Here is an 18,728-nt window from a genome sequence, read left to right as displayed (position 1 = left end):
CGCAGCGACGGGCAGACGAAGGGATCATGAATAGCCTTGGGTGATCTGAGGGGACAGGGTCATGGGCTCCGATCACCATCGGGGTGAACCATCGGTGGGCACCGAGACATGGCGTCAGAGGACGCTCCTCAGGGACTTCGACCGCACCGCCTGGCTACTACGGGCCGACCTTGTTCAGCGATACGGGGAGCGCGATGCGGAACGCCTGGCACGGCACGCCCGTGTTCGTTGCATGGAGATCCTTGGCAGCGTGAGCTGGGTCAAGGGCCGGGGAGCAGCGGTGATGAATGGATTCCTCTGGATCTCGGCCCAGGAGCTGGCCCTGTTTCAGGCCATTGAGGCGCGCGGTGGCGATGCAGCCGAGGCATGGGCGATCTGCCACAAGGCGATTCGGCTGCGGGTGGAACGCATCCCGGGCTGGAAACGCTGGCTGATGAGGCGACTGCTGTTCTCAGCTCTCGTGCGCCGCATCATTCGGCGCCGTGCGGTGCGGGGGGACATCGTGCGGGCAGGCGACTTCAAGACCCGCTCCCTGATCGGCGACGGCATTGCCTTCGATCTCGGTGTCGACTATCTCCGTTGCGGCAACCTCGAACTCGCCCGAACCATCGGGGCGGAGACGTTTGCTCCCTATCTCTGCCTGTCGGACATCGCCCTCAGCGAGGGGCTGGGCTGGGGCCTGATCCGCACCCAGACGCTGGCCGACGGCTGCAGTCACTGCGACTTTCGCTTCAAGCAGGGCGGCCCCACGCGGATCAAGTCGCGGACGCCTGAGGTGCAGGCGACGCTCGAGCGCATTGCACGGACCGAAGCAGAGCTGGCGGCGACCGCGCAATCCCTACGGTGAGCGTCGATGGCTTGATGCGCCCCGACTCATCGCATGGGAGGGGCGTGAAGAGCATGACAGTTCCAGGCCGGGCCGGCCAGGCCCCATGCCTACCGGAGCAGGGCGGAGGCGACCACAGCCCCCATCACCGCCATCATTAGGTTCTCCGAGAAGCTCACCACACCCAGCGGCGTGCGCGTGTTGCCGCCGACGCAGGCACAGTTCAGGGCCAGCTTGTCCACAACCACGGCCTTGAACACCGCCACCATTCCCGCCACGCCCAGAAGAAGCGCAACCACTCCGGCGGCCGGGATGGGTGGCGTCAGCAGAAAGCCGAGGCCGATCAGGAGTTCCAGAGCCGGATAGATGCGGGCATAGACCGGGATGCGCTGGCTGATGAGGTCGTACTTGATGAAACTGGCGGCGAACGACGGCACATCCATCAGCTTGAGCATCGCCAGAAGCGCCAGGGCGATGCCCATGAAGGTGCGCACCGAGCCGCCCATGGCCAGGGTGATCAGCAGGGCGGTGCCGAACACGGCGACCACTGGCCAGTAGGACACATCCGGCCGCTCTGGAGACACGCCCAGATGGGCCGCCAGATCGGTGTAGCCACCGATGCGCGTGGATCCGGCAAAGACCTGGGGCGTTGTGGCCACGGCATGATCGGCCTTGAACCGGTCCACCGCGGCTTGGCTGGTGAGGCGGTGATCATCAAAGGGGATGTGCTGCTCCTGCAGCAACCGGATCGCCTTCAATCCCCAGGGGCAGGAATGCTCCGGAGTGTCCATCCGATAGACATGAACATCGGTGAGACGGGCCTTGGATGCCATCCGCTATGGAGCCGTGGCGCTCAGCTCAGTATGGACACGGGAGACAGCGGGACGCCATCGCACGCGGCACCGTGCTCAGCCATCCAGCTCCCGGGCCCTGGAGAGTGCGGCGGCGAACATGCCCGCCGGCACGGTGACGATGCCCAGGCCCACCACCAGCACAAGGAAGGTGAACAGGCGACCGCCGAGGGTCACCGGGTAGACATCGCCGTAGCCGACGGTGGTGAGGGTGGCCACCGCCCACCACATCGAATGAAAGATGGAGGCGAATTTCTCGGGCTGTGCGTCGTGCTCGAAGAAGAAGATGCCCACGGACGCCAGGTAGATCAGGATCATGGTGGTGATCAGGAACAGCACCAGTTCCTCGCGGCAGAGCAGAAAGGCATCGGAGAAGCGCCGCATCGCCTTGCTGTAGCGCAGCACCTTGAGCACCCGGAACACCCGGAACAGGCGGAAGGCCCGCAGGGTCTGCAGTCCTGAGCGGATGCCGATGTAGAAGGGAAGAATCGCCAGAAGATCGATGATGCCGAAGAAGCTGATGATGTAGGTGATCGGTCGATCGGCCACCCAGATGCGCAGGCCGTATTCCAGGGTGAACAGCACCACCACGATCCACTGCAGCCCATGCAGCCAGAACAGGGTTGCTGGAGAGAGGCTGGGAAGGGTTTCGATCGAGTACATCACGATCGAGAGCACCACCAGCACCAGGATCAGCTTGTCGAACAGGTTGCCCAGACGGGTGGAGTCCTCATCCACCATGCTCTTGAGCCGGCTCCTCAGATCGGCGGTCCGCTCGGGTGAGGGAGAGGGCTGAGGCATGGATCGGAGGCCTCGCGGGAGGCTGGGGTCACCACGCTGATTCTCCCCGGACTCGGGCCGGCGCAGCAGCGGCAACGCAGGGCCGAAGCACCGCCGAAGTCACCACAATGGTGCCGCCAGCCAGCCCTTCCTCCCCTGTGGCGCGCCTGAATTCCGCCTTCAAACGCCTGATGTCGGTGCACTGGGTGATGGCCGGCTTCTACGTGCTGCTCTTCCTCACCGGCACCGTGATGGCGCAGCTCCCCAGGGAGGTGGTGATCCGCAACCCCCTCTACGACATCCACAAATCCCTCGGGGCCCTCACCATGGCCCTGCTCAGCTGGCGCATCCTGGTGCTGTTGCAGGTGTGGTGGAAGAAGTACAGCCAGCGCCTGCCGCGCTTCAGCCGCAGCTGGTGGGAGCGAACCACGGTTCACGTTGTGCTCTACGGCCTGATGTGGGGCGTTCCGGTGACCGGCTTCCTGCTCTCCAACTCCTGGCGAAGCAACAACGTGAAGCTCTTCGGGCTGGTGCTGCCCGATCTGTTCCCGGAGAACCGGGCCATGGTGGAGGTGGGCCGCAGCCTCCATTTCTGGCTCGCCTATGCCTTCCTCTCCCTGATCGTGCTGCACATGCTGCAGCAGGGAAAGGTGGTGAAGGCGCTCTGGCGCCGCTTTCAGCAGTTCAGTGAGGCCAGGCCCCTGCGGCCGTCCTGAGCCTTCAGGCGCCGCTAGCGGGAAGGCTCATCAGTGGCGAAGCGCATCACCTCCACCGGGATCAGGCGCACCTCCAGGCTCAGCCCCGTCACCCCGAGGGGACGCAGCGACTCCAGCAACTCCTTGCTGCGGGCTTTGAGGTAGCTGTCATCCACCAGGCCCGGCGGTGAGGTGATGCCGAGACTGAGCTGCACGCGTCCCTTGCTCACACTGGATTTCACGTAGCGGATCTGGGTGCGGGAGCTGAAGCCGGGGTTCTCATCGCGGATCCTCTGCAGCTCCAGGCGCGCCCTCGAGGCGATCAGGGCCTCGCGGAAGCCGCGGGACAGCGGCAGGTAGAGCACCGCCAGTCCCACCAGAAAGGCCAGCACGACCGTGATCAGCCCGGAGCTCCGCCCGTAGCGCTGGGACATGAACACCGCCATCGCCCCGAAGACGATGCCGACGATGTTGGAGGCGAAGAGCACCAGGGCACCGCTGGCCACCGCCGTGCCGCTCAGATCGATGGTGCCCAGCTCACCGGCAAGCGATTCGCCCCGGGCCAGGCCGATCCCCACCACGCAGAGGGGTGGCACCAGGGCCACAGCGATCGCCACCCCGGCGATGGAATTGGCGATGCTGCGTCGGGTGAGGGAGAAGGCTCCGGCCACGCCGGCCACCAGGGCCACCACCGCATCGATGAAGGTGGGGGAGGTGCGGCTGATGATCTCAGCGCCACCCACATAGAAGGGAAGCAGGAGGGTGATGCCGCCGGAAATCCCGATGGTGACCAGCGTTCCGGCCACCACCGTGAGCAGGGAACGCTTGTAGAGGGTCAGATCCCCGGCCACCACCGCAAAGGCGAGGCTGAGGATCGGGTTCATCAGCGGCGCGATGATCATGGCGCCGATGATGATGGCGGCGCTGTCGGCCAGAAGGCCCAGGCAGGCGAGCACGGCCGCGCAGCTGAGCAGGAGAAAGAAGCCGAAGCTGGGCAGCGATCCCGCCTGGCGGGCCGTTCCCAGTTCGTCAGGCGGGAGCGGCCGTTCGAGGTAGACCGCCCAACGGCCGGTGAGCCGGCGAACCATCTCGCGCAGGAGCCGGCGCGATCGAACCACCGCGCGACGGCCTGACCCCGACTGACGCATGGCGAGCCCGGCTGGCGCTGGCCTCCATCATGCGCGTCCGGATCGCTGCGGGCGCCGTCACTCGTTGGTCATCTGGGGCAGTCCTGAGACGGACTTGGCGTAGTGGTCCATGGCGGCCCGCAGTGCGGCTCCCGGGTCAGCGATGGATGGCCCCGCGCCGGGAGCCATGGGGAAGGCGGCGTCGGGTGCGTCCAGTCCCATGTGCTGGCTGGGCATGCCCGTGAGCAGCATCGAAGAGCGGGACTGCGACGCCACAACGACGATCCATTTGAGCGCAAGCGACAAGCGGTTCTCCCAGCCGTGCAGGAAGGCGAGATGAGCGGCGGCCCACAGCAGCCAACCGATGCCACCGCTGAACCTGAGTCCGCGCAGATCAGCCACCGCGTCCACGCGATCGAGGACGGCCATGCTGCCGAAATCGAACCAGGAGAAGCTCGGGCGAGCGTTGCCGGCCACGATGGCGGCAATGTCCCTGCCGACAAAGCCACCGGCCTGGGTGGCGGGTCCGGCCATGCCGGGCAGGGGCTTGCCATCCCTGGTGTGGCTGTAGGAGCAGAGATCTCCCACAACTCGGATCTCGGGATGACCCGTCACTGAGAAATCCGGCTCCACGATCACGCGTCCGGCTCTGTCTGTGTCGCAGCCGGTGGCCTCCGAGAGCTTGCGGCCCAGGTGGGAGGGCCGGACACCCGCCGTCCAGATCACGGTGGCGGCCTGGAGCCGGCGTTCGCCATCCGGCGTGCTGACGGTGACCTCACCGGGTTGCATCGCCTGCACCCGGCCATGGAAGAGACACTCCACGCCCAGTGCGCTGAGGGATGTCTGCGCTGCCGTGGAGAGTGGCTCGGGCATGGCCCGGAGCACCCGCTCACCGGGATCCACGAGAACGATGCGTGTGTCCGCTGGGTCCAGTTGGCGAAACTCCCTGCGCATCGCATTGCGCATCAATTCCGATGTGGCACCGGCCATCTCACAACCTGTGGGGCCACCGCCCACGATCACAACGGTCTGGAGAAAGCGGCGGGCGTCCGAGTCGGGCGTCTGCTCAGCCTGTTCCATCGCCATCAGCAGGCGTCGGCGAATCTCCTCGGCGTGCTCGAGGATCTTCATCGGGGGTGCGAACGTGCGCCACTCCTCATGGCCGAAATACGTGCTGCCGGATCCCGTGGCCAGCACCAGATGGTCGTAACTGAAGGCCCGGCTGTTGAAGACAATCTGCCTGGTATCCGGCTGGATTTCGGTCACCTCCCCCAGCAGCACCTGCACATTGCGCTGCCGTCCCACCAGCTGGCGAAGGGGTGTGGCCACATCACCGCGGGAGACCAGACCGGTCGCCACCTGATAGAGCAGGGGCTGAAAGAGATTGAAGTTGCGTTTGTCGATCAGGCTGATCCTGACGTCAGCATGAGCCAATGATTGACAGGCGCGAATCCCTGCAAACCCACCGCCGACAATCACCACGTGGGGTGCATCACGAAGCCGCTCCTCGGGTGGCTCCAGCTCGAGGAAGAAGTGCTCTCCTGGCACGGGCGAGACAAGGGCAGGTTGTCAGGCAGTGTATGAATCCTGATCGGCCTTGTCAGTGATGATCGCAGTGATGCTGGAGTCCGCAAATCACCCCAGAGCGCATGAGCCGATCATCCGCACGCTCAGAGCGTTGAAGCAGGAGCTCGCTCAGCGGCGTCAATGAGCAGGGCCGCCCCCTCTGAGGCCGCCACGGCGGCGGTGGGATCGCGGCGCATGAACCCCACGACGGCGGCTCCTTCCATCAGGAGTTCGAGCTGGCGGGCCAGCCCGATCGGATCACCGCAATCCAGGCCGCCGCAGAGCTCCTCGAGCAGCTTCCGGCACGCATCCTTGAAGCGCAATGCCGCCTGCCGGGGCAGCTCGTCCTCATCGGCGTATTCCCCGGCGGCCTTGATGAACAGGCAGCCCTCGAAGCCGGGGTCCTGCAGCCAGTCCTGCAGCCAGGCGAACACGGCGAGCAGACGCAGGCGGGGGGCCTGGGGATCCTCGGCAGGAACCGCCTTGACCCGGGCGGCGATGGCTGCAGCGATGGCGGCGCTCCGTTGATCGAGCACCACGGCGATCAGCTCTTCCTTGGAGCGGAAGTGCTTGTAGAGGGTCATCTTCGCGACGCCGGCCTGCTTGAGCAAGGCATCGATGCCCACAGCGCGGTAGCCATCCCGGCTGAACATCTCCAGGGCGGCCTCGATCAACGCGTCACGACGGCTGGAGGGTCCGGCCGCCGCGGGCGGGGCCACTGGGGACGAGGAGGAGGTCACGACGAGGCCGCGTGGACCAGCAACCTAGCGACTAGACAGATCGGTCTGTTACCCTGGCTGTGCAGACCGGTCTGTCTGCTTTGTGCCCGGTCGCTTCCACCCCTCCCCCACGGACCTCTCATGCTCAAGCTCCACGGCCACGAGCTCTCCGGGAACTGCCACAAGGCCCGGGTGATCCGCTGGCTCTCGATCGCTGCGGGCGAGGTGCGGCAGGGGCCGGAGAATGCTCGCCTCCACACGCTGTTGGGCGCCAGCGCCATCAACCTCGAGCGAGCCCACGAGAAAGCCGGGGAGATCCTCAGCCAGCTCGATGCGCACCTGAACGGCCGCAGCTGGCTTGAATTCGAACGGACGACGATCGCCGATGTGGCCATCTTTCCCTACGTGGCTCTGGCCCCTGATGGCGGCATCGACCTGACCCCCTACCCCCGGGTGCTCGCATGGCTCGACCGCGTCAGGCAGCTGCCCGGCTACGTGCCGATGGGCAGCAACTGACCCCGTCCACACACACCCAGGAGACCTTCACCATGGTTGAACCCGGATGGGATCAGGTCAGTTCACCGTTCCACACCGGCGAGCTGGCGATCCAGGAGCGGCTCGGCGTGCGGCAGCGCGTGGACCGGCAGGGACGCCGTGTGATCCGCCCGGTGCTGACCGATCAGCATCGGACCTTCTTTTCCCACCTCTCGTATGTGCTGGTGGGATTCGTCGATGCCGCCGGCGCGCCCTGGGCCTCAATCGTTGTGGGAGACCCGGGATTCATCTCATCCCCGCATCCACGCACCCTGCGGGTGGCGAGCCAGGCTGTGCCGGAGGACCCCCTGGCGAGCAACCTGCATGAGGGCGGTCCGGTCGGTCTGCTGGGGATCGAGCTCAGCACGCGCCGCCGTAATCGGGTGAATGGGGTGCTGGATGCCGTGGGTCCGGATGGATTCACGGTTCAGGTGGAGCAGAGCTTCGGAAACTGCCCGCAATACATCCAGGTGCGCCAGGCCACTCCGAAACCATTGGGCACCCCAGAGCCAGGGCCGGTGGACACCGTGCACCGCTTCGGTCCAGCGGAAGCGGCACTGATCGAGGCCGCCGACACTGTCTTCATCGCCACAGCCTTCATGGGGGGAGCAGGCGACGCACCAGAGGTGGGCGGCGTGGATGTGTCCCACCGCGGCGGCAGACCGGGATTCGTGCAGCTGGACGACAACCGCACCCTCACCATCCCCGACTACGCGGGCAACAATCACTTCAACACCTTCGGCAACCTGGAGATGAATGCCCGGGCCGGGTTGCTGTTCCTGGACTTCCAGAGCGGCGACCTGCTCACCCTCACCGGCACGGCGGAGGTGATCTGGGAGGGAGAGGAGATCGCCCGGTTTGCGCAAGCCGAGCGACTGCTGCGCTTTCAGTTGGAATCCGGCCATCGGATCCGGTCCGGCCTGCCGCTCAGCTGGTCCGAGCCCGAATTCTCCCCGTTTCTCTACCACAGGCCCTCAATCACGCCCCCACTCTCGAACGACTACCATGCAACTGCACACCGATTTCAGCCAGAAGGTGGTGGTCTCCACCACTGATCTCACCTGGCTCGATTCGCCCATGGCCGGCGTCCAGCGGCGAATGCTGGAGCGCAACGGTGATGAAGTGGCCCGCGCCACATCCATCGTTCGATACGCAGCCGAGAGCCACTTCCAGGCACACCAACACGGCGGCGGCGAAGAATTTCTCGTTCTCGATGGTGTGTTCTCCGATGAGACCGGCGACTATCCAGCCGGCACCTATGTGCGGAATCCGGTGGGATCCGTTCACACTCCCTTCAGCCGCCAGGGATGCACCATTCTGGTGAAACTCTGGCAGATGCATCCAGACGACCAGGCGAGGGTCGTGATCGACTGGAACCAGGCCGAATGGAGGCCTGGACTGGTGGCGGGCCTGTCGGTGCTGCCGCTGCACAGCTTTGGCACAGAGGGGGTGGCACTGGTGCGCTGGGAACCCGGCACGCTTTTTCCAGAGCACGCGCACTGGGGGGGTGAGGAGATCTTCGTGCTGGAGGGTGTGTTTGAAGACGAATGGGGCGCCTATCCGAAGGGAACCTGGATCCGGAGTCCCCATGGAAGCCGGCACACGCCGTTCAGCCGGGACGGCTGCCTGATCTATGTCAAAACCGGCCATCTCGATGGGGGGTGACGTGACCCCCTTGATCGGTCCAGGCCTTATGAACGGAGTGTCGGGTCAGAGTCACCCAATCGCAGGGAGGCCAGAAAGCACACGAGACAGATCAGCCAGATGACTCCTTTCAGGACAACGGACCCAACGTCCTCATGGGGGTGATCAGCTCGAAACGTGATGCCACGAAGAGAGGCCTCCAGATGCGCGGCGAACGGAACCAACATTCCACCAGTCGCATACGCCCAGGCAGCGAGCATCATTGTTGGTGCCAGGCGATGACGCCGCCACGTGAGAAAGCCAGCCAATAGCAGCAGAATCGCACAGAGATAATCCTCGATCATCGTGGTGGCGTTGACTGAAAAGTAGTCAAGCCCTCTCCTTGAGGTCTCTCCAAGAACAAAGACCGCTGCCATGAAGAATGCCATGAAGCACAGTGTCCTCATGCCCTTGTTGCCGCCTGCAGAGAGATTCATTAGCAGTAGCGTGACAGAATGATCCTAGAAATCAGATCCAGAAGAAGTCCTCAACAGCCATGTCCGCCGCGTGACCCCGATTCAGATCGCGAGACCAACTGACAAATCCTTGAGTCTTACCGTCTTGCACTCATTATCGGAACCCATTACTGAGACCCCAGAGGCTGTCTACGCCTGATAAACTGAGTCATATTGTAGCCATACTCACCATCGCGAACCATCTCACTTGGTCCGTAGTGCCGCATCAGCACATTAAACTTGCCTGTGTCATTGCCTTGGCGAACTGGGATGTTATTGGGCAGGCCCTCGCAGCCAAAATGCAGCGTATAGGTACCATCTGAGTTCTGGGCTGGATTCATCTCGCTTGAGACATTTGCTACGTCGTTAAACATATATCCATCACCGTTGTATACCGTGGCAGACCAGAAGTACTTTGGCTCTGGGTCGACAAATGTTGTTTCATAGCAGCCATCGTTATCGAAGTATGGGCTGGTCTGATAGATGTTGTCTTGAACCATTGCTCCACCCCAGCCACCAGCAGCACCAAGGTAGTTCATATAAGGCACTTGTCCGCTCTCGATATTGCCAAAGGCCCTTGCCTGATCATAGCCTTCGCTGAACTTCCGATTACCCGCCTGTTCAACTGCCATGAACGACGCCTCATCCCACTCCTTGACCTCAAAAGGCTTCGGATCGGGCGCCTCGACCACGATGTTGTCTCTCAAAGCTGAATCAAGCGTGCGAACAATCACAAAGGCATGATCAGTCTTGGCAGTAAGCAGATGCCTGCCGGGACCATAGATCATGCGCTGTGTCTCATGGTTTTCGTCAACAATCTGGATTGTCACATATTGGCTTGTTTCTGGTATCGTGACGTAGACATTCCTGCTTGAAAGGTCGAACACAGATGTCGAGTAAGCCGTGTCTCGATTCATACGCACTACAAATTGCTCAGAAGGGTTACTGCTTGGCACTGGCATTGTTAAAAATCTGTTGAGACCACCTGCCTTCTTGATAATTGTTGCAAATCGCTTGTTCGTATAAGCTTGCGGGAAGTTCTCTTCTGTCACCGCTATTGGCCCTGCCAATGCGCTGCTTGACAGCAAAGCCGCAGTTGCTGCAAATGACAGGGCATGCTTGATCATGATTGCTTTGTTGAATTGTGGTGCCACCTGGTCGATGGCGAACGCCTTGATCCCAGCAGGAAGACGAGCTGATACTACTCTTCGTGGGTTGTGGGAAACCAGTTCGGTCCAGCCAAACATTCCTCTGAGGTGGCCTGGCTTTCTGGATCTGTCCCTTCTTTCGCCTGAGACGAGGCACCGCTCTCAACGAGCATTCTCAGCAATAAGCAGGCACCGGATCCACGCCTCTGACCAGAGTCTGGGGTCGCGGATCACGCACGTCGGCCTTGGCTGGGTTCAACCCCAGAACTGGCTCAAGGAAACCAGCTGCTGACGACCGGTTGAGACACGACAGCTCAGTCACTCTCAGCATGACCTGAGGGGTCACACCGCTTGGACCTCAGCGATCAGGGCCCTGGCCCAACGCTCCCTCGAGCAACCACAGCCTGAAGCTCCAGGCCATCGGCCATCGCCACGCCGGCTTCGCCCAGGCGCTGAAGCAAGCGCCGCTGCAGCTCCCGTTCCGCCGCCCATTGCTCGCCCGTGCGCGTGGTGAGCAGCACCTCCACATGGATGCCCAGCGGGGAGGTGCGGCGCACACCGCGCAGGAACGGTGGTTCCAGCAGGAGCACCAGGGCCACCCCGGCGCCGAGGGCTATGGATCAGCCGGGTGCGGGGTGTCAACCGACATGCGGAAAGTCCTCACTGCCGACACGAAAAAGTCCTCACTGGATGCGGCGGTCAGCGACCCTTCCGTGGGCTGATGGTCTGTTGTCTGCTTGGTGCTGATGGCTGCTGTGCAGCGGTCGTTCGTTGTGCTCATCGGTGTTGGTCGTTGGCTGGTGACTGGTGACTGGTCCTGAGAGTCGGTTGCCCCAGGTGGGGTGACGGTTCCGCCCTCAGGACTTCTCTTCTGGGGATGGGGAAGCACTGCTGTTGGCTCCGGAGCTGGGGGCGGTGGCCTGCGGTGAGCGGATCAGGCCCGATCGGCGCTTTTCCCTGAGCCGGTAGCTGTCGCCCCGGATCGTCAGCACATGGCTGTGGTGCAGCAAGCGATCGAGGATCGCGGTGGCGACCACCTGATCACCGAACACCTCTCCCCACTCCGTGACCGCCCGATTGGAGCTGATCAGCACGCTGCCCTGCTCATAGCGGCGGGAGATCAGCTGGAAGAACAGGTAAGCGGCGTCGTGCTCCAGGGGCAGATAGCCCAGCTCGTCGATGATCAGCAGCCTCGGCTTGCCGTAGTACGTGAGCTGCCGCGCCAGTTCGCCCTGCTGCTGGGCCCGCGCCAGGCTGCCGATCAGCTCGGCGGCGGAACAGAACAGCACGCTGTGGCCCAGACGGATCGCCTCCCGTCCCAGCGCCACCTCCAGAGGGGTCTTCCCCACCCCGGGTGGGCCGAGCAGGACCAGGTTGTCGCCGTTGGCGATCCAGCGGCAGGTGGCCAGCTCCCGGATCTGGGCGGGATCGATCGAGGGCTGGGCCTCGAATTCGAATCCCCCCAGCGTCCGGACGCATGGGAAACGGGCCAGGCGCATGGCCATCTCGAACCGGCTCTGGTCCTTGCGGCTCACCTCGGCACCACACAGCCAGGCCAGGGCCTCCCGCAGGTTGTCGAGGCGGTCGCGGATGGCGGTGAGCCGCAGGCGGGTGAGCATCGCCTCCAGGTCAGCCACCAGGGCGGCCAGTTCCGCCGGTCTCTCCAGCGGTGCGGTGGTGGTGCGGCTGCGGTTCATGCCTCCACCTCCGTCAGCACGGCGGCGTAGTCGCTCAGGGATCGGGCCAGGCTGGAGGTGCGCACCGCTCGTGTCGCCGGAGGACCAACAGCGGGTGTCGCCTGACACCTGTCGGGGATGGCTGGCTGCAGGGAAGCGCGTGCCTGCTGCAGCTGCTCGGCCGGCAGCAGGCCCTGCCAGTGGCTTCTGATCACCTGACGGCAGCGGTGGTTCGCGCTCTGGAGTGGGTGCTCCGCCACGATCCGGCCCCGGTGCAGCAATCGCACCGTCTGATGGCGGACCTGCGCCGTGATCCGCTGGCCGATCAGCTGCTGGGGAGCGGAATACCAGTTCCCCTCCAGCTGAATGCAGCAGTCCTTGGCCACCACTCGCTTCTGTTCCCGCTCAGCCAGGAACGAGGGCTTGCCGCACAGCGGCCTCAGGGCACTGGCCTCGTCCCGCTGGAACCGCTCCAGGGGCCGTTCTCCGGTGGTGCCGTGACGACGGACATCCGCCACCTCGCGCATCCACCAGGCCAGACGGGCCTCCATGGCACCCCAGCTGCGGAAGGTGTGTCCGGCCAGACCGCTGCCCTTGACGTAGCGCACCCCTCGCTCGTCCTTGCCCTTGGTGCGAGGCCGGTAGGGGCGGCAGGCACGGGGCGTGAACCCCCAGTGCTCGGCAAAGGCGAGGAAGGTGGGATGAAACACCAGCTCACCGCTGGCGGGATCGTGCCGGCGGACCAGGGCGCGGGCGTTGTCCACCAGCACCTGCTCGGGAATGCCGCCCCAGTGTCGGAAGGCCTCCTCCATCGCCTGCAGCCAGTTCGCCTGCCGCTCATGGCCGTACGGCCGCACCACCAGACGGCGCGAGTAGCCGAGCGTGAGCACGCACAGGTGCACCCGACGGCGCTCCCCACCAATGCTCACGGCGCACTGGCCAAAGTCGGCCTGGAGCTGCCGGCCGGGTGGCGTCTCGTAGCGCACGGTGGCCAGCTGACGGATCCGCAGCTCGCGGCGCCAGGCCGCCACGGCCCGTTCCACCGTGCGCTGGGACACATCAATGCCCTTCTGCCGCAGCAGTTCCTGGCGGAGCACCTCGGCATTGCCGCGATGCTGCTCAAACTGCTCGCGCAGCCAGGCGATCTGCTCATCGAGGCGCCGGCTGCGCCGGGGCTGGCCGTAGGGCTGCCAGCCGCCCTGGCGCAGATAGCGGCGAACGGTCCGCGGACAGCAGCCCAGTTCATGGGCGATCGTTCGCTGGCTGAGGCCGCGGGCATGGAGCTGCAGCATCCGCTCCACCTCCTGGGGTGTTTCCATCGCGCCCTCGCCTCGGCGGTCTGCCCTGGCTGTAGTGCTCCTGGCAGCAGCAGTGATGGGGGCCGCCGAACCAGGCATCCGTTCGGCTGGCGTGAGCCTGGGGGCAGGGATGGATGGCGGAGTCACCGGTTCCGAGTGAGGACCTTTTCGTGTCGGATCTGGTGACTTTCCTCCTGTCGGCTGACACGGGGATGGTGCTGATGCAACAGGTGAGCGGGTCGCTGATGACCACGGCACCGAAACCAGGCGGGCGACAGAGACGGGTTGAGAGTGCTGGGCGCGTCCAGCGGGACCTGTGGATGAACCAGTGCAGGTCTCCGCGGACTGCTGAGCCCGCGAGGCAGAGGCTGCCGCCGGCACGGTCACCAGGAACAACACCTGAGAGCGGCGCATCTGACACGGCAGGAGCCCATGACGATGAAATGCAACTGGACGATGACCCAAGTCGGATCTGTGTGGTTTCCAGGGTGATCATCGCGTCGCTTTGTGTGATCAGCGACAGAACTCCACGCCACGCCTCCACTCCAAAGTGGCCATTGCGCTGGAAAGAAATGCACCACCCCTTCATTTGAAGGGTTCTGCCCCGGAATCCTTCAGATGAAGGATGAACAACCCATCGCGCGGGGAGAGCATGACATCACAGGACAGGAGCAGCAGACCCGACGCGCAACACGGCAGGCCTGCTTCATTCCGGCCCTGGTTCATCAGCACCATCATCTCTGGAGCACAACCATGGCCAACACAGTCATTGACCCCATCACGCAGTACAGCAGCCAGCACGCATTGGAGACCAGCAACCCTGTACTGGGCCTTGGTCCAGTCGTCATCGACGCCCTGACCGGCGCAGCAGGAATCGTCGAGACGGAAGACATCCCGACTGATGAGAGCACTCCGCCAGGATCGCCTACAGCACCAGGTCCGGAGCAGCCAGGGCTCCACCAACCCTTGGAACCACTCAACAATTCGGACCTGAATGCGTCCGGTGCAGATTTCAGCGATGCGGTTCCAGCGGGAGGGAAGTATGCAAATGTGGACGTGGGCCAGAAACTGCGAATTGTCGATGACAACGCTGTGTCTGACGACCCAACCATGGTGATCTCTGTTCGCAGGGACCAGCACACCTGGGTTGATGGCGATCACGATGCCATCCTCATCTCGCAGCACATGGGCAGCGGCGGCTGGGGTGGCGTCACCCTGGAAGGAGGAGGGGGTGATGACATTCTGATGAACTGGGCAGGCTTCAGGAACTGGAATGAGGCCACACCCGAAACCCTGTTCAGCTACGACCACAACATGGGGGCCACCCCTGATCTGATGCTGGGAGGAGGGGGTGATGATCTGATCATGACCGGCTACGGCAGTGACACCGTCAATGGCGGCGATGGGAATGATGTGATCTGGGTGGAAGGAACCGGCAAGTACACCTGGTCCGACGAGGACGATGAGTTCATCTTTGACCAGAACGTGTTGACCGGTGGTGCAGGGTCCGACACGTTCATCGTCAGCACGTTCGCTCAGCAGATGCTGAGCTACGAGTTCGACCCGGGAGGGTTCCGCTCCTATCACGAGGCAACAGACTGGACAGAAGAAACCAGAGACTGGGGCCTGCAGATCGGTTCGTATGTCCCTGTGATCGGCGATCTGGTTGATTTCGTGGGGTTCTCCGCCAAGAAGATCTCCGGCTACACGACACCAACGTATGGAGGATCAGGATGGACCCCGCCGTCGCTGACCATCGACATCCCCGCACCGGAGAAGTCGCAGATCATCACCGATTTCAACCCCCTCGAGGACGTGCTGATCGTTGATCTGGTGCCCGAGAACGACACACGCCTCAGCTTCGAGGCCAAGGATCCCCAGCAGGGTTATGGATTCTTCGTCAGCCAGCGCAACATCGCCACACCCCTCCTCGATGTGACCCTCAACCTCGATGAGGTCAAGGAGCAGCTCGGCAATGCCTACGGCTCCCTCAGCGACCGTGACCTGAGCGAGGCCCTGCTCAACTCCATCCAGCGCAGCTACCTCTACCTCGATGGCGCCAACGATTCGGTGGCCACCGGCGCCCAGCTGGACAATGCCGTCTCCACCGACCTGGGCTGGCTCGGCCACAACCAGATGGCGTCCTTTGGGGCGGTGGGGGCTCCCCTGCTGGAGATGGGCGGGCTGGTCAACATCAATCACCTCACCGGCACCAACGGCGCCGAGCTGATTGCCGGCTTCTCCACCGAGTCCTGGCGGCCGGAATCACCCCTCAATCACGACGTGAGCCTCTATGGCTTCGGAGGGGACGACATCCTCATGGGCGGGGGCGGCAACAACCAGCTCCACGGCGGTGACGGCAACGACACCGCCTTCTACAACACCGACCTCGCCGGCAACCGCCGCGCCTTCGGGATCACGGTCGACATGGCCGACACCACCACCGTCAGCTGGGGCAACGGCAACTCGGGCACCTACTTCACCGTCGACCACGGCACCGTGGCCGACATCACCAATGCCCAGGCCTTCACCGACCAGCTGTTCGACATCGAGAACATCACCGGCAGCATGTTCGATGATGTGATCCGCGGTGATGACAACGACAACATCCTCACCAGCGGCGAGGGAGACGACATCCTCGCCGGCCGCGGTGGTGCCGACACCTTCGTGCTCAGCGGCGGCAGCAACACCATCGAGGACGCCAGCGGGGAGGACAGCGTCGAGATCCTCGCCGACGCCTACAGCTTCTCCGGCAGCCAGCCAGCCTTCCTCATCTCCGAGATCGATCGCAACGGCGACCGCACCATCACCTCCAGCGGCGGCGACCTGGTGGCCACGCTCAACGACCAGGAGACCAGCTCCTTCGACCCCATCACCGGCATCCGCGTCATCGATGCCGATGGCAACAGCCTCGATGCCGACCTCACCTTTGATGTGCCCGTCGATCCGCCGATCGATCCCGAACTCCCCGGCACCGATCCGCTGCCCGGTGATCCCATCACCGGCACCGATGGCAACGACATCCTCATGGGCACTGATGCGGCGGACACCTTCCACTGGTCCGCAGGCAACGACCTGGTCAAGGGCTTCTCGTTTGAGCACGGCGACCTGTTCCACATCACCGCCGACACCAGCTACGCCATCGTCCAGTCCGGCTCCGACGCCCAGCTGGTGACCGACTTCGGCACAACCACCTTCGTCGGAGTGTCTGCTGATCAGCTCGTAGCGGAGCAGTCGGTCGTGATCGTCTGATCTACCCCATCAGACATCGGACCACACACGCCCCCGGGCTTCGCGCCTGGGGGCTTTCTCATTGGGGGGTGACCTAGGGGTGATTGGACTCCCGCCGTCGGGCGGGGTTGTCCAGACCAGCAGGAGCACGTGCCTGTGCTGCGCGACAGAAAGGCCGGGCCACCCAACCAGCGACCCGACCCAGTGCCGTGTGACCCGGCTTTCCGGGCATTACGAATACCGGCTGTCAGTCTTCTTGGATGCCGAGCGCACTGCGGTCTGGCGGCAGGATGCAGCTTCCCGTGATCCGCTGGTGCCGTTACCGACCGATGCGCTCAGGCAGGCCGACCCGACGGCGTTTCTCCAGGTGCAGGTCGGGGACACCGTGCTGATCGACGACCCGGAGCCCTTCACTGCCGAATGGATCGGTCTGGTGATCCATGCCGAAGGCGGCGCCCGTGGACCGGAGAACAACTACTTCCAGGTCGCGGACGTGGACACGGGCCTGGTGAAGATGCTCAGCGCTGACGCGGTGGTGGCGGTGTTGGAGCAGGGCCAGCAGCAGCAGCGGTGAGCATGAGGGCGTGACAGCCCAGCGCACCCCTCGCGCACGATGTCCTGGGAACCCGGATCCCAGCCCAGCCAGGGCCGCCGATCCATGCCGCTGCACATTTCCTACGTCAGCGGCTGTCGGCCTCCTTCACCACCGGAGGTCTCTGCCTGTCACATCGAATGCTGTGTCGGATGCTCCCTCAGATGCTGTGCCTGTTGAGGGAGGGCCCATCAGGACGAGGACCTCTGAGGCTGGCCTGAGGTCAACTCCGCGTGCGCTCCGCCAGGATTCGCTCCGCCACCCTGGCCGCCCCCTGATGCTCGGGAGTGATCTCCGCCTGTGGCCCCTGCGCCTCCGCTCGGAGCCGCCCGAGGACCTCATCCGTCTGATTCCGAGGGCCCGCACTGGGGGCTGGCCTCCGCGGTCCAGCACTACTACCAGGCCATGGAACCCCGCAGGGGTCGTGTCCTCTGGTCCGGCCCGGACTGTCATCACCATCAGCAGCAGAGATTGCGCTGCTGCAGCAGGTGGGCGGGTAGGCGATGACCACGGCAACGAAACCAACCGAGGGGCAGCAACGCGTTGAGCGTGCTGGGCAACGTCCAGTGGGGCCTGGATCAACCAGCGCAGGTCTCAGCGGAGTGCTGTGCCCGGCGGGCACAGGCTGCCGCCGTCGCCGGTCGGCGAGGTCAACGCCTGAGATCAGCACGTCGGAAACGGCGGGAACCTATGACGATGAATTGCAACTGAACTGTGACTTTAGTCGTGGTTGTGCAGATCTTCGATGTGTCTTGATTGGTTTCAGACATTAGATGCAACCCATCACAGGCTGACGTGATGGCCCTGGGAGAGCAGGTGCCGGTGCAGCGAGGATCATCACCCCTTCATATGGAGGGTTCTGTCCACAGATCCTTCAGATGAAGGATGTACCTCTCCTGGCGCAGGGAGAGCATGAATGCACAGGACAGGACCAGCAGGACTGAATCTCATCACGAGCAGCTTGCTGCACTCCGGCCCTGGGGAAACAGCACCACCACTTTTGGAGCACAACCATGGCCTCAACGTTCTTTGACCCCATCACTGGGTATGCCACAGACCACGTCATGAATGAGACGCTTCTCGCGGCTGTCAGTCGGGGCGATCCCGTCTCGCAGGCTGAGCGTGACGACCTGCAATCGATTGGGATGATGCCGGAGGTCGGCATTCCGTCTTCAGAAGACAGTGCGGAGCCCACCGACGATCAGCCTGGGCTGCAAGTCATCGGTGAGGATCAAAGATCTTCTGCGATGGATCCGCCCCCCATCCTTCAGGCGACGAGCAGTGGAAATCACACACCAGGCGTCCCACTGGGCGAACTGGTGCACCGCCACGATCACCGTGCCAAGGGCCACACACATCGCCACTCCATCTATTCCAATGGCTACCTGGACATGGCGAAGTAAGATCTTGTTGACTTCGAGCCAGACGTTTCTTGGGGCGGTCGATACGCCTCAGGCGCACCGAATGGTAGAACGGACTGGAACTACTGGGTCTGGACTGAGATTCACGGCACCGCAGCGGATAACACCATCGTTGGCCAGGGTCAG

General features: G+C 63.7%; 19 protein-coding genes. 8 read left to right on the top strand and 11 right to left on the bottom strand.

The genetic code is table 11. The features are described from left to right. The first annotated feature begins 94 nt into the window (after positions 1–94). Positions 95–847, top strand: coding sequence for an L-2-amino-thiazoline-4-carboxylic acid hydrolase (locus EVJ50_RS01495; protein WP_191964823.1), 753 nt, complete (start codon positions 95–97; stop codon positions 845–847). Positions 848–936: 89 nt separating this feature from the next. On the opposite strand, the gene EVJ50_RS01490 is transcribed toward EVJ50_RS01495, so the two are convergent. Beyond that, positions 937–1,659, bottom strand: a complete 723-nt coding sequence (locus EVJ50_RS01490) for a MauE/DoxX family redox-associated membrane protein (RefSeq protein WP_150882046.1) — start codon at positions 1,657–1,659, stop codon at positions 937–939. Positions 1,660–1,734: 75 nt separating this feature from the next. Then, positions 1,735–2,478, bottom strand: a complete 744-nt coding sequence (locus EVJ50_RS01485; protein ID WP_304622895.1) for an ion transporter — start codon at positions 2,476–2,478, stop codon at positions 1,735–1,737. 137 nt (positions 2,479–2,615) lie between these two features. On the opposite strand from EVJ50_RS01485, the gene EVJ50_RS01480 reads away from it, so the two are divergent. Then, on the top strand, positions 2,616–3,173 hold the full coding sequence (locus tag EVJ50_RS01480) for a cytochrome b (RefSeq protein WP_225323020.1): 558 nt from the start codon (positions 2,616–2,618) through the stop codon (positions 3,171–3,173). A 14-nt stretch (positions 3,174–3,187) separates the two neighbouring features. Here EVJ50_RS01480 and EVJ50_RS01475 read toward each other — a convergent pair whose 3' ends face one another. From EVJ50_RS01475 to EVJ50_RS01465, 3 genes are all read right to left on the bottom strand, one after another. Then, positions 3,188–4,270, bottom strand: coding sequence for a DUF389 domain-containing protein (locus EVJ50_RS01475; protein ID WP_191964822.1), 1,083 nt, complete (start codon positions 4,268–4,270; stop codon positions 3,188–3,190). An 87-nt stretch (positions 4,271–4,357) separates the two neighbouring features. Next, entirely contained in the window at positions 4,358–5,827 is a 1,470-nt protein-coding gene (locus EVJ50_RS01470) for an NAD(P)/FAD-dependent oxidoreductase (RefSeq protein WP_150882043.1), read from the bottom strand. A gap of 122 nt (positions 5,828–5,949) precedes the next feature. Next, entirely contained in the window at positions 5,950–6,585 is a 636-nt protein-coding gene (locus EVJ50_RS01465; protein ID WP_225323019.1) for a TetR/AcrR family transcriptional regulator, read from the bottom strand. A 120-nt stretch (positions 6,586–6,705) separates the two neighbouring features. Here EVJ50_RS01465 and EVJ50_RS01460 point away from each other — a divergent pair, with 120 nt between their 5' ends. The 3 genes from EVJ50_RS01460 to EVJ50_RS01450 are packed head-to-tail and all read left to right on the top strand — an operon-like array spanning position 6,706 to position 8,763. Beyond that, positions 6,706–7,080, top strand: a complete 375-nt coding sequence (locus EVJ50_RS01460; RefSeq protein ID WP_150882042.1) for a glutathione S-transferase — start codon at positions 6,706–6,708, stop codon at positions 7,078–7,080. A gap of 32 nt (positions 7,081–7,112) precedes the next feature. Next, on the top strand, positions 7,113–8,153 hold the full coding sequence (locus tag EVJ50_RS01455) for a pyridoxamine 5'-phosphate oxidase family protein (RefSeq protein WP_150882041.1): 1,041 nt from the start codon (positions 7,113–7,115) through the stop codon (positions 8,151–8,153). Beyond that, a complete protein-coding gene (locus EVJ50_RS01450; RefSeq protein ID WP_150882040.1) occupies positions 8,104–8,763 on the top strand; it encodes a cupin domain-containing protein in 660 nt (219 codons plus the stop codon). The genes EVJ50_RS01455 and EVJ50_RS01450 overlap by 50 nt, the downstream gene beginning before the upstream one ends. Positions 8,764–8,789: 26 nt before the next feature. Here the strand turns inward: EVJ50_RS01450 and EVJ50_RS01445 are convergent, their stop codons facing one another. The 6 genes from EVJ50_RS01445 to EVJ50_RS01420 all read right to left on the bottom strand — a co-directional run bounded on the left by EVJ50_RS01445 (position 8,790) and on the right by EVJ50_RS01420 (position 14,519). Next, on the bottom strand, positions 8,790–9,218 hold the full coding sequence (locus EVJ50_RS01445) for a hypothetical protein (protein ID WP_225323018.1): 429 nt from the start codon (positions 9,216–9,218) through the stop codon (positions 8,790–8,792). Between the two features lie 146 nt (positions 9,219–9,364). After that, on the bottom strand, positions 9,365–10,483 hold the full coding sequence (locus tag EVJ50_RS01440; RefSeq protein WP_225323017.1) for a DUF1254 domain-containing protein: 1,119 nt from the start codon (positions 10,481–10,483) through the stop codon (positions 9,365–9,367). A 266-nt stretch (positions 10,484–10,749) separates the two neighbouring features. Continuing rightward, on the bottom strand, positions 10,750–10,983 hold the full coding sequence (locus tag EVJ50_RS01435) for a hypothetical protein (RefSeq protein ID WP_150882039.1): 234 nt from the start codon (positions 10,981–10,983) through the stop codon (positions 10,750–10,752). A gap of 258 nt (positions 10,984–11,241) precedes the next feature. Next, entirely contained in the window at positions 11,242–12,081 is an 840-nt protein-coding gene (gene istB / locus EVJ50_RS01430; RefSeq protein WP_150882038.1) for an IS21-like element helper ATPase IstB, read from the bottom strand. Beyond that, complete coding sequence (istA, locus tag EVJ50_RS01425) at positions 12,078–13,379, bottom strand: IS21 family transposase (RefSeq protein ID WP_191964821.1); 1,302 nt, start codon at positions 13,377–13,379, stop codon at positions 12,078–12,080. Before istA ends, istB begins: the two co-directional genes overlap by 4 nt. A 564-nt stretch (positions 13,380–13,943) precedes the next feature. After that, positions 13,944–14,519: a hypothetical protein gene (locus tag EVJ50_RS01420; protein ID WP_150882036.1), complete on the bottom strand. Its 576-nt coding sequence runs from the start codon at positions 14,517–14,519 to the stop codon at positions 13,944–13,946. A 24-nt stretch (positions 14,520–14,543) separates the two neighbouring features. On the opposite strand from EVJ50_RS01420, the gene EVJ50_RS01415 reads away from it, so the two are divergent. The 3 genes from EVJ50_RS01415 (at position 14,544) to EVJ50_RS01405 (ending at position 18,584) form a co-directional block, all read left to right on the top strand. Then, on the top strand, positions 14,544–16,610 hold the full coding sequence (locus EVJ50_RS01415) for a calcium-binding protein (RefSeq protein ID WP_150882035.1): 2,067 nt from the start codon (positions 14,544–14,546) through the stop codon (positions 16,608–16,610). A gap of 190 nt (positions 16,611–16,800) precedes the next feature. Next, positions 16,801–17,163, top strand: coding sequence for a DUF3104 domain-containing protein (locus EVJ50_RS01410; protein WP_191964820.1), 363 nt, complete (start codon positions 16,801–16,803; stop codon positions 17,161–17,163). Between the two features lie 1,031 nt (positions 17,164–18,194). After that, positions 18,195–18,584: a hypothetical protein gene (locus EVJ50_RS01405; RefSeq protein WP_150882033.1), complete on the top strand. Its 390-nt coding sequence runs from the start codon at positions 18,195–18,197 to the stop codon at positions 18,582–18,584. Positions 18,585–18,728: the final 144 nt, after the last annotated feature.

It is taken from the genome of Synechococcus sp. RSCCF101 (genome assembly GCF_008807075.1).
Classification (GTDB): Bacteria; Cyanobacteriota; Cyanobacteriia; order PCC-6307; family Cyanobiaceae; genus RSCCF101.
Note: the sequence above shows the minus strand (reverse complement) of the source record. Positions and strands in the feature narration are given on the sequence as shown.

Coding starts and splice junctions, on each gene's coding strand:
- EVJ50_RS01490 (WP_150882046.1), bottom strand. CDS start 1,659: ATGGCATCCAAGGCCCGTCTCACCGATGTTCATGTCTATCGGATGGAC.
- EVJ50_RS01405 (WP_150882033.1), top strand. CDS start 18,195: ATGGCCTCAACGTTCTTTGACCCCATCACTGGGTATGCCACAGACCAC.
- EVJ50_RS01455 (WP_150882041.1), top strand. CDS start 7,113: ATGGTTGAACCCGGATGGGATCAGGTCAGTTCACCGTTCCACACCGGC.
- EVJ50_RS01485 (WP_304622895.1), bottom strand. CDS start 2,478: ATGCCTCAGCCCTCTCCCTCACCCGAGCGGACCGCCGATCTGAGGAGC.
- istB (WP_150882038.1), bottom strand. CDS start 12,081: ATGAACCGCAGCCGCACCACCACCGCACCGCTGGAGAGACCGGCGGAA.
- EVJ50_RS01460 (WP_150882042.1), top strand. CDS start 6,706: ATGCTCAAGCTCCACGGCCACGAGCTCTCCGGGAACTGCCACAAGGCC.
- istA (WP_191964821.1), bottom strand. CDS start 13,379: ATGGAAACACCCCAGGAGGTGGAGCGGATGCTGCAGCTCCATGCCCGC.
- EVJ50_RS01440 (WP_225323017.1), bottom strand. CDS start 10,483: ATGTTTGGCTGGACCGAACTGGTTTCCCACAACCCACGAAGAGTAGTA.
- EVJ50_RS01450 (WP_150882040.1), top strand. CDS start 8,104: ATGCAACTGCACACCGATTTCAGCCAGAAGGTGGTGGTCTCCACCACT.
- EVJ50_RS01415 (WP_150882035.1), top strand. CDS start 14,544: ATGGGCAGCGGCGGCTGGGGTGGCGTCACCCTGGAAGGAGGAGGGGGT.
- EVJ50_RS01445 (WP_225323018.1), bottom strand. CDS start 9,218: ATGAATCTCTCTGCAGGCGGCAACAAGGGCATGAGGACACTGTGCTTC.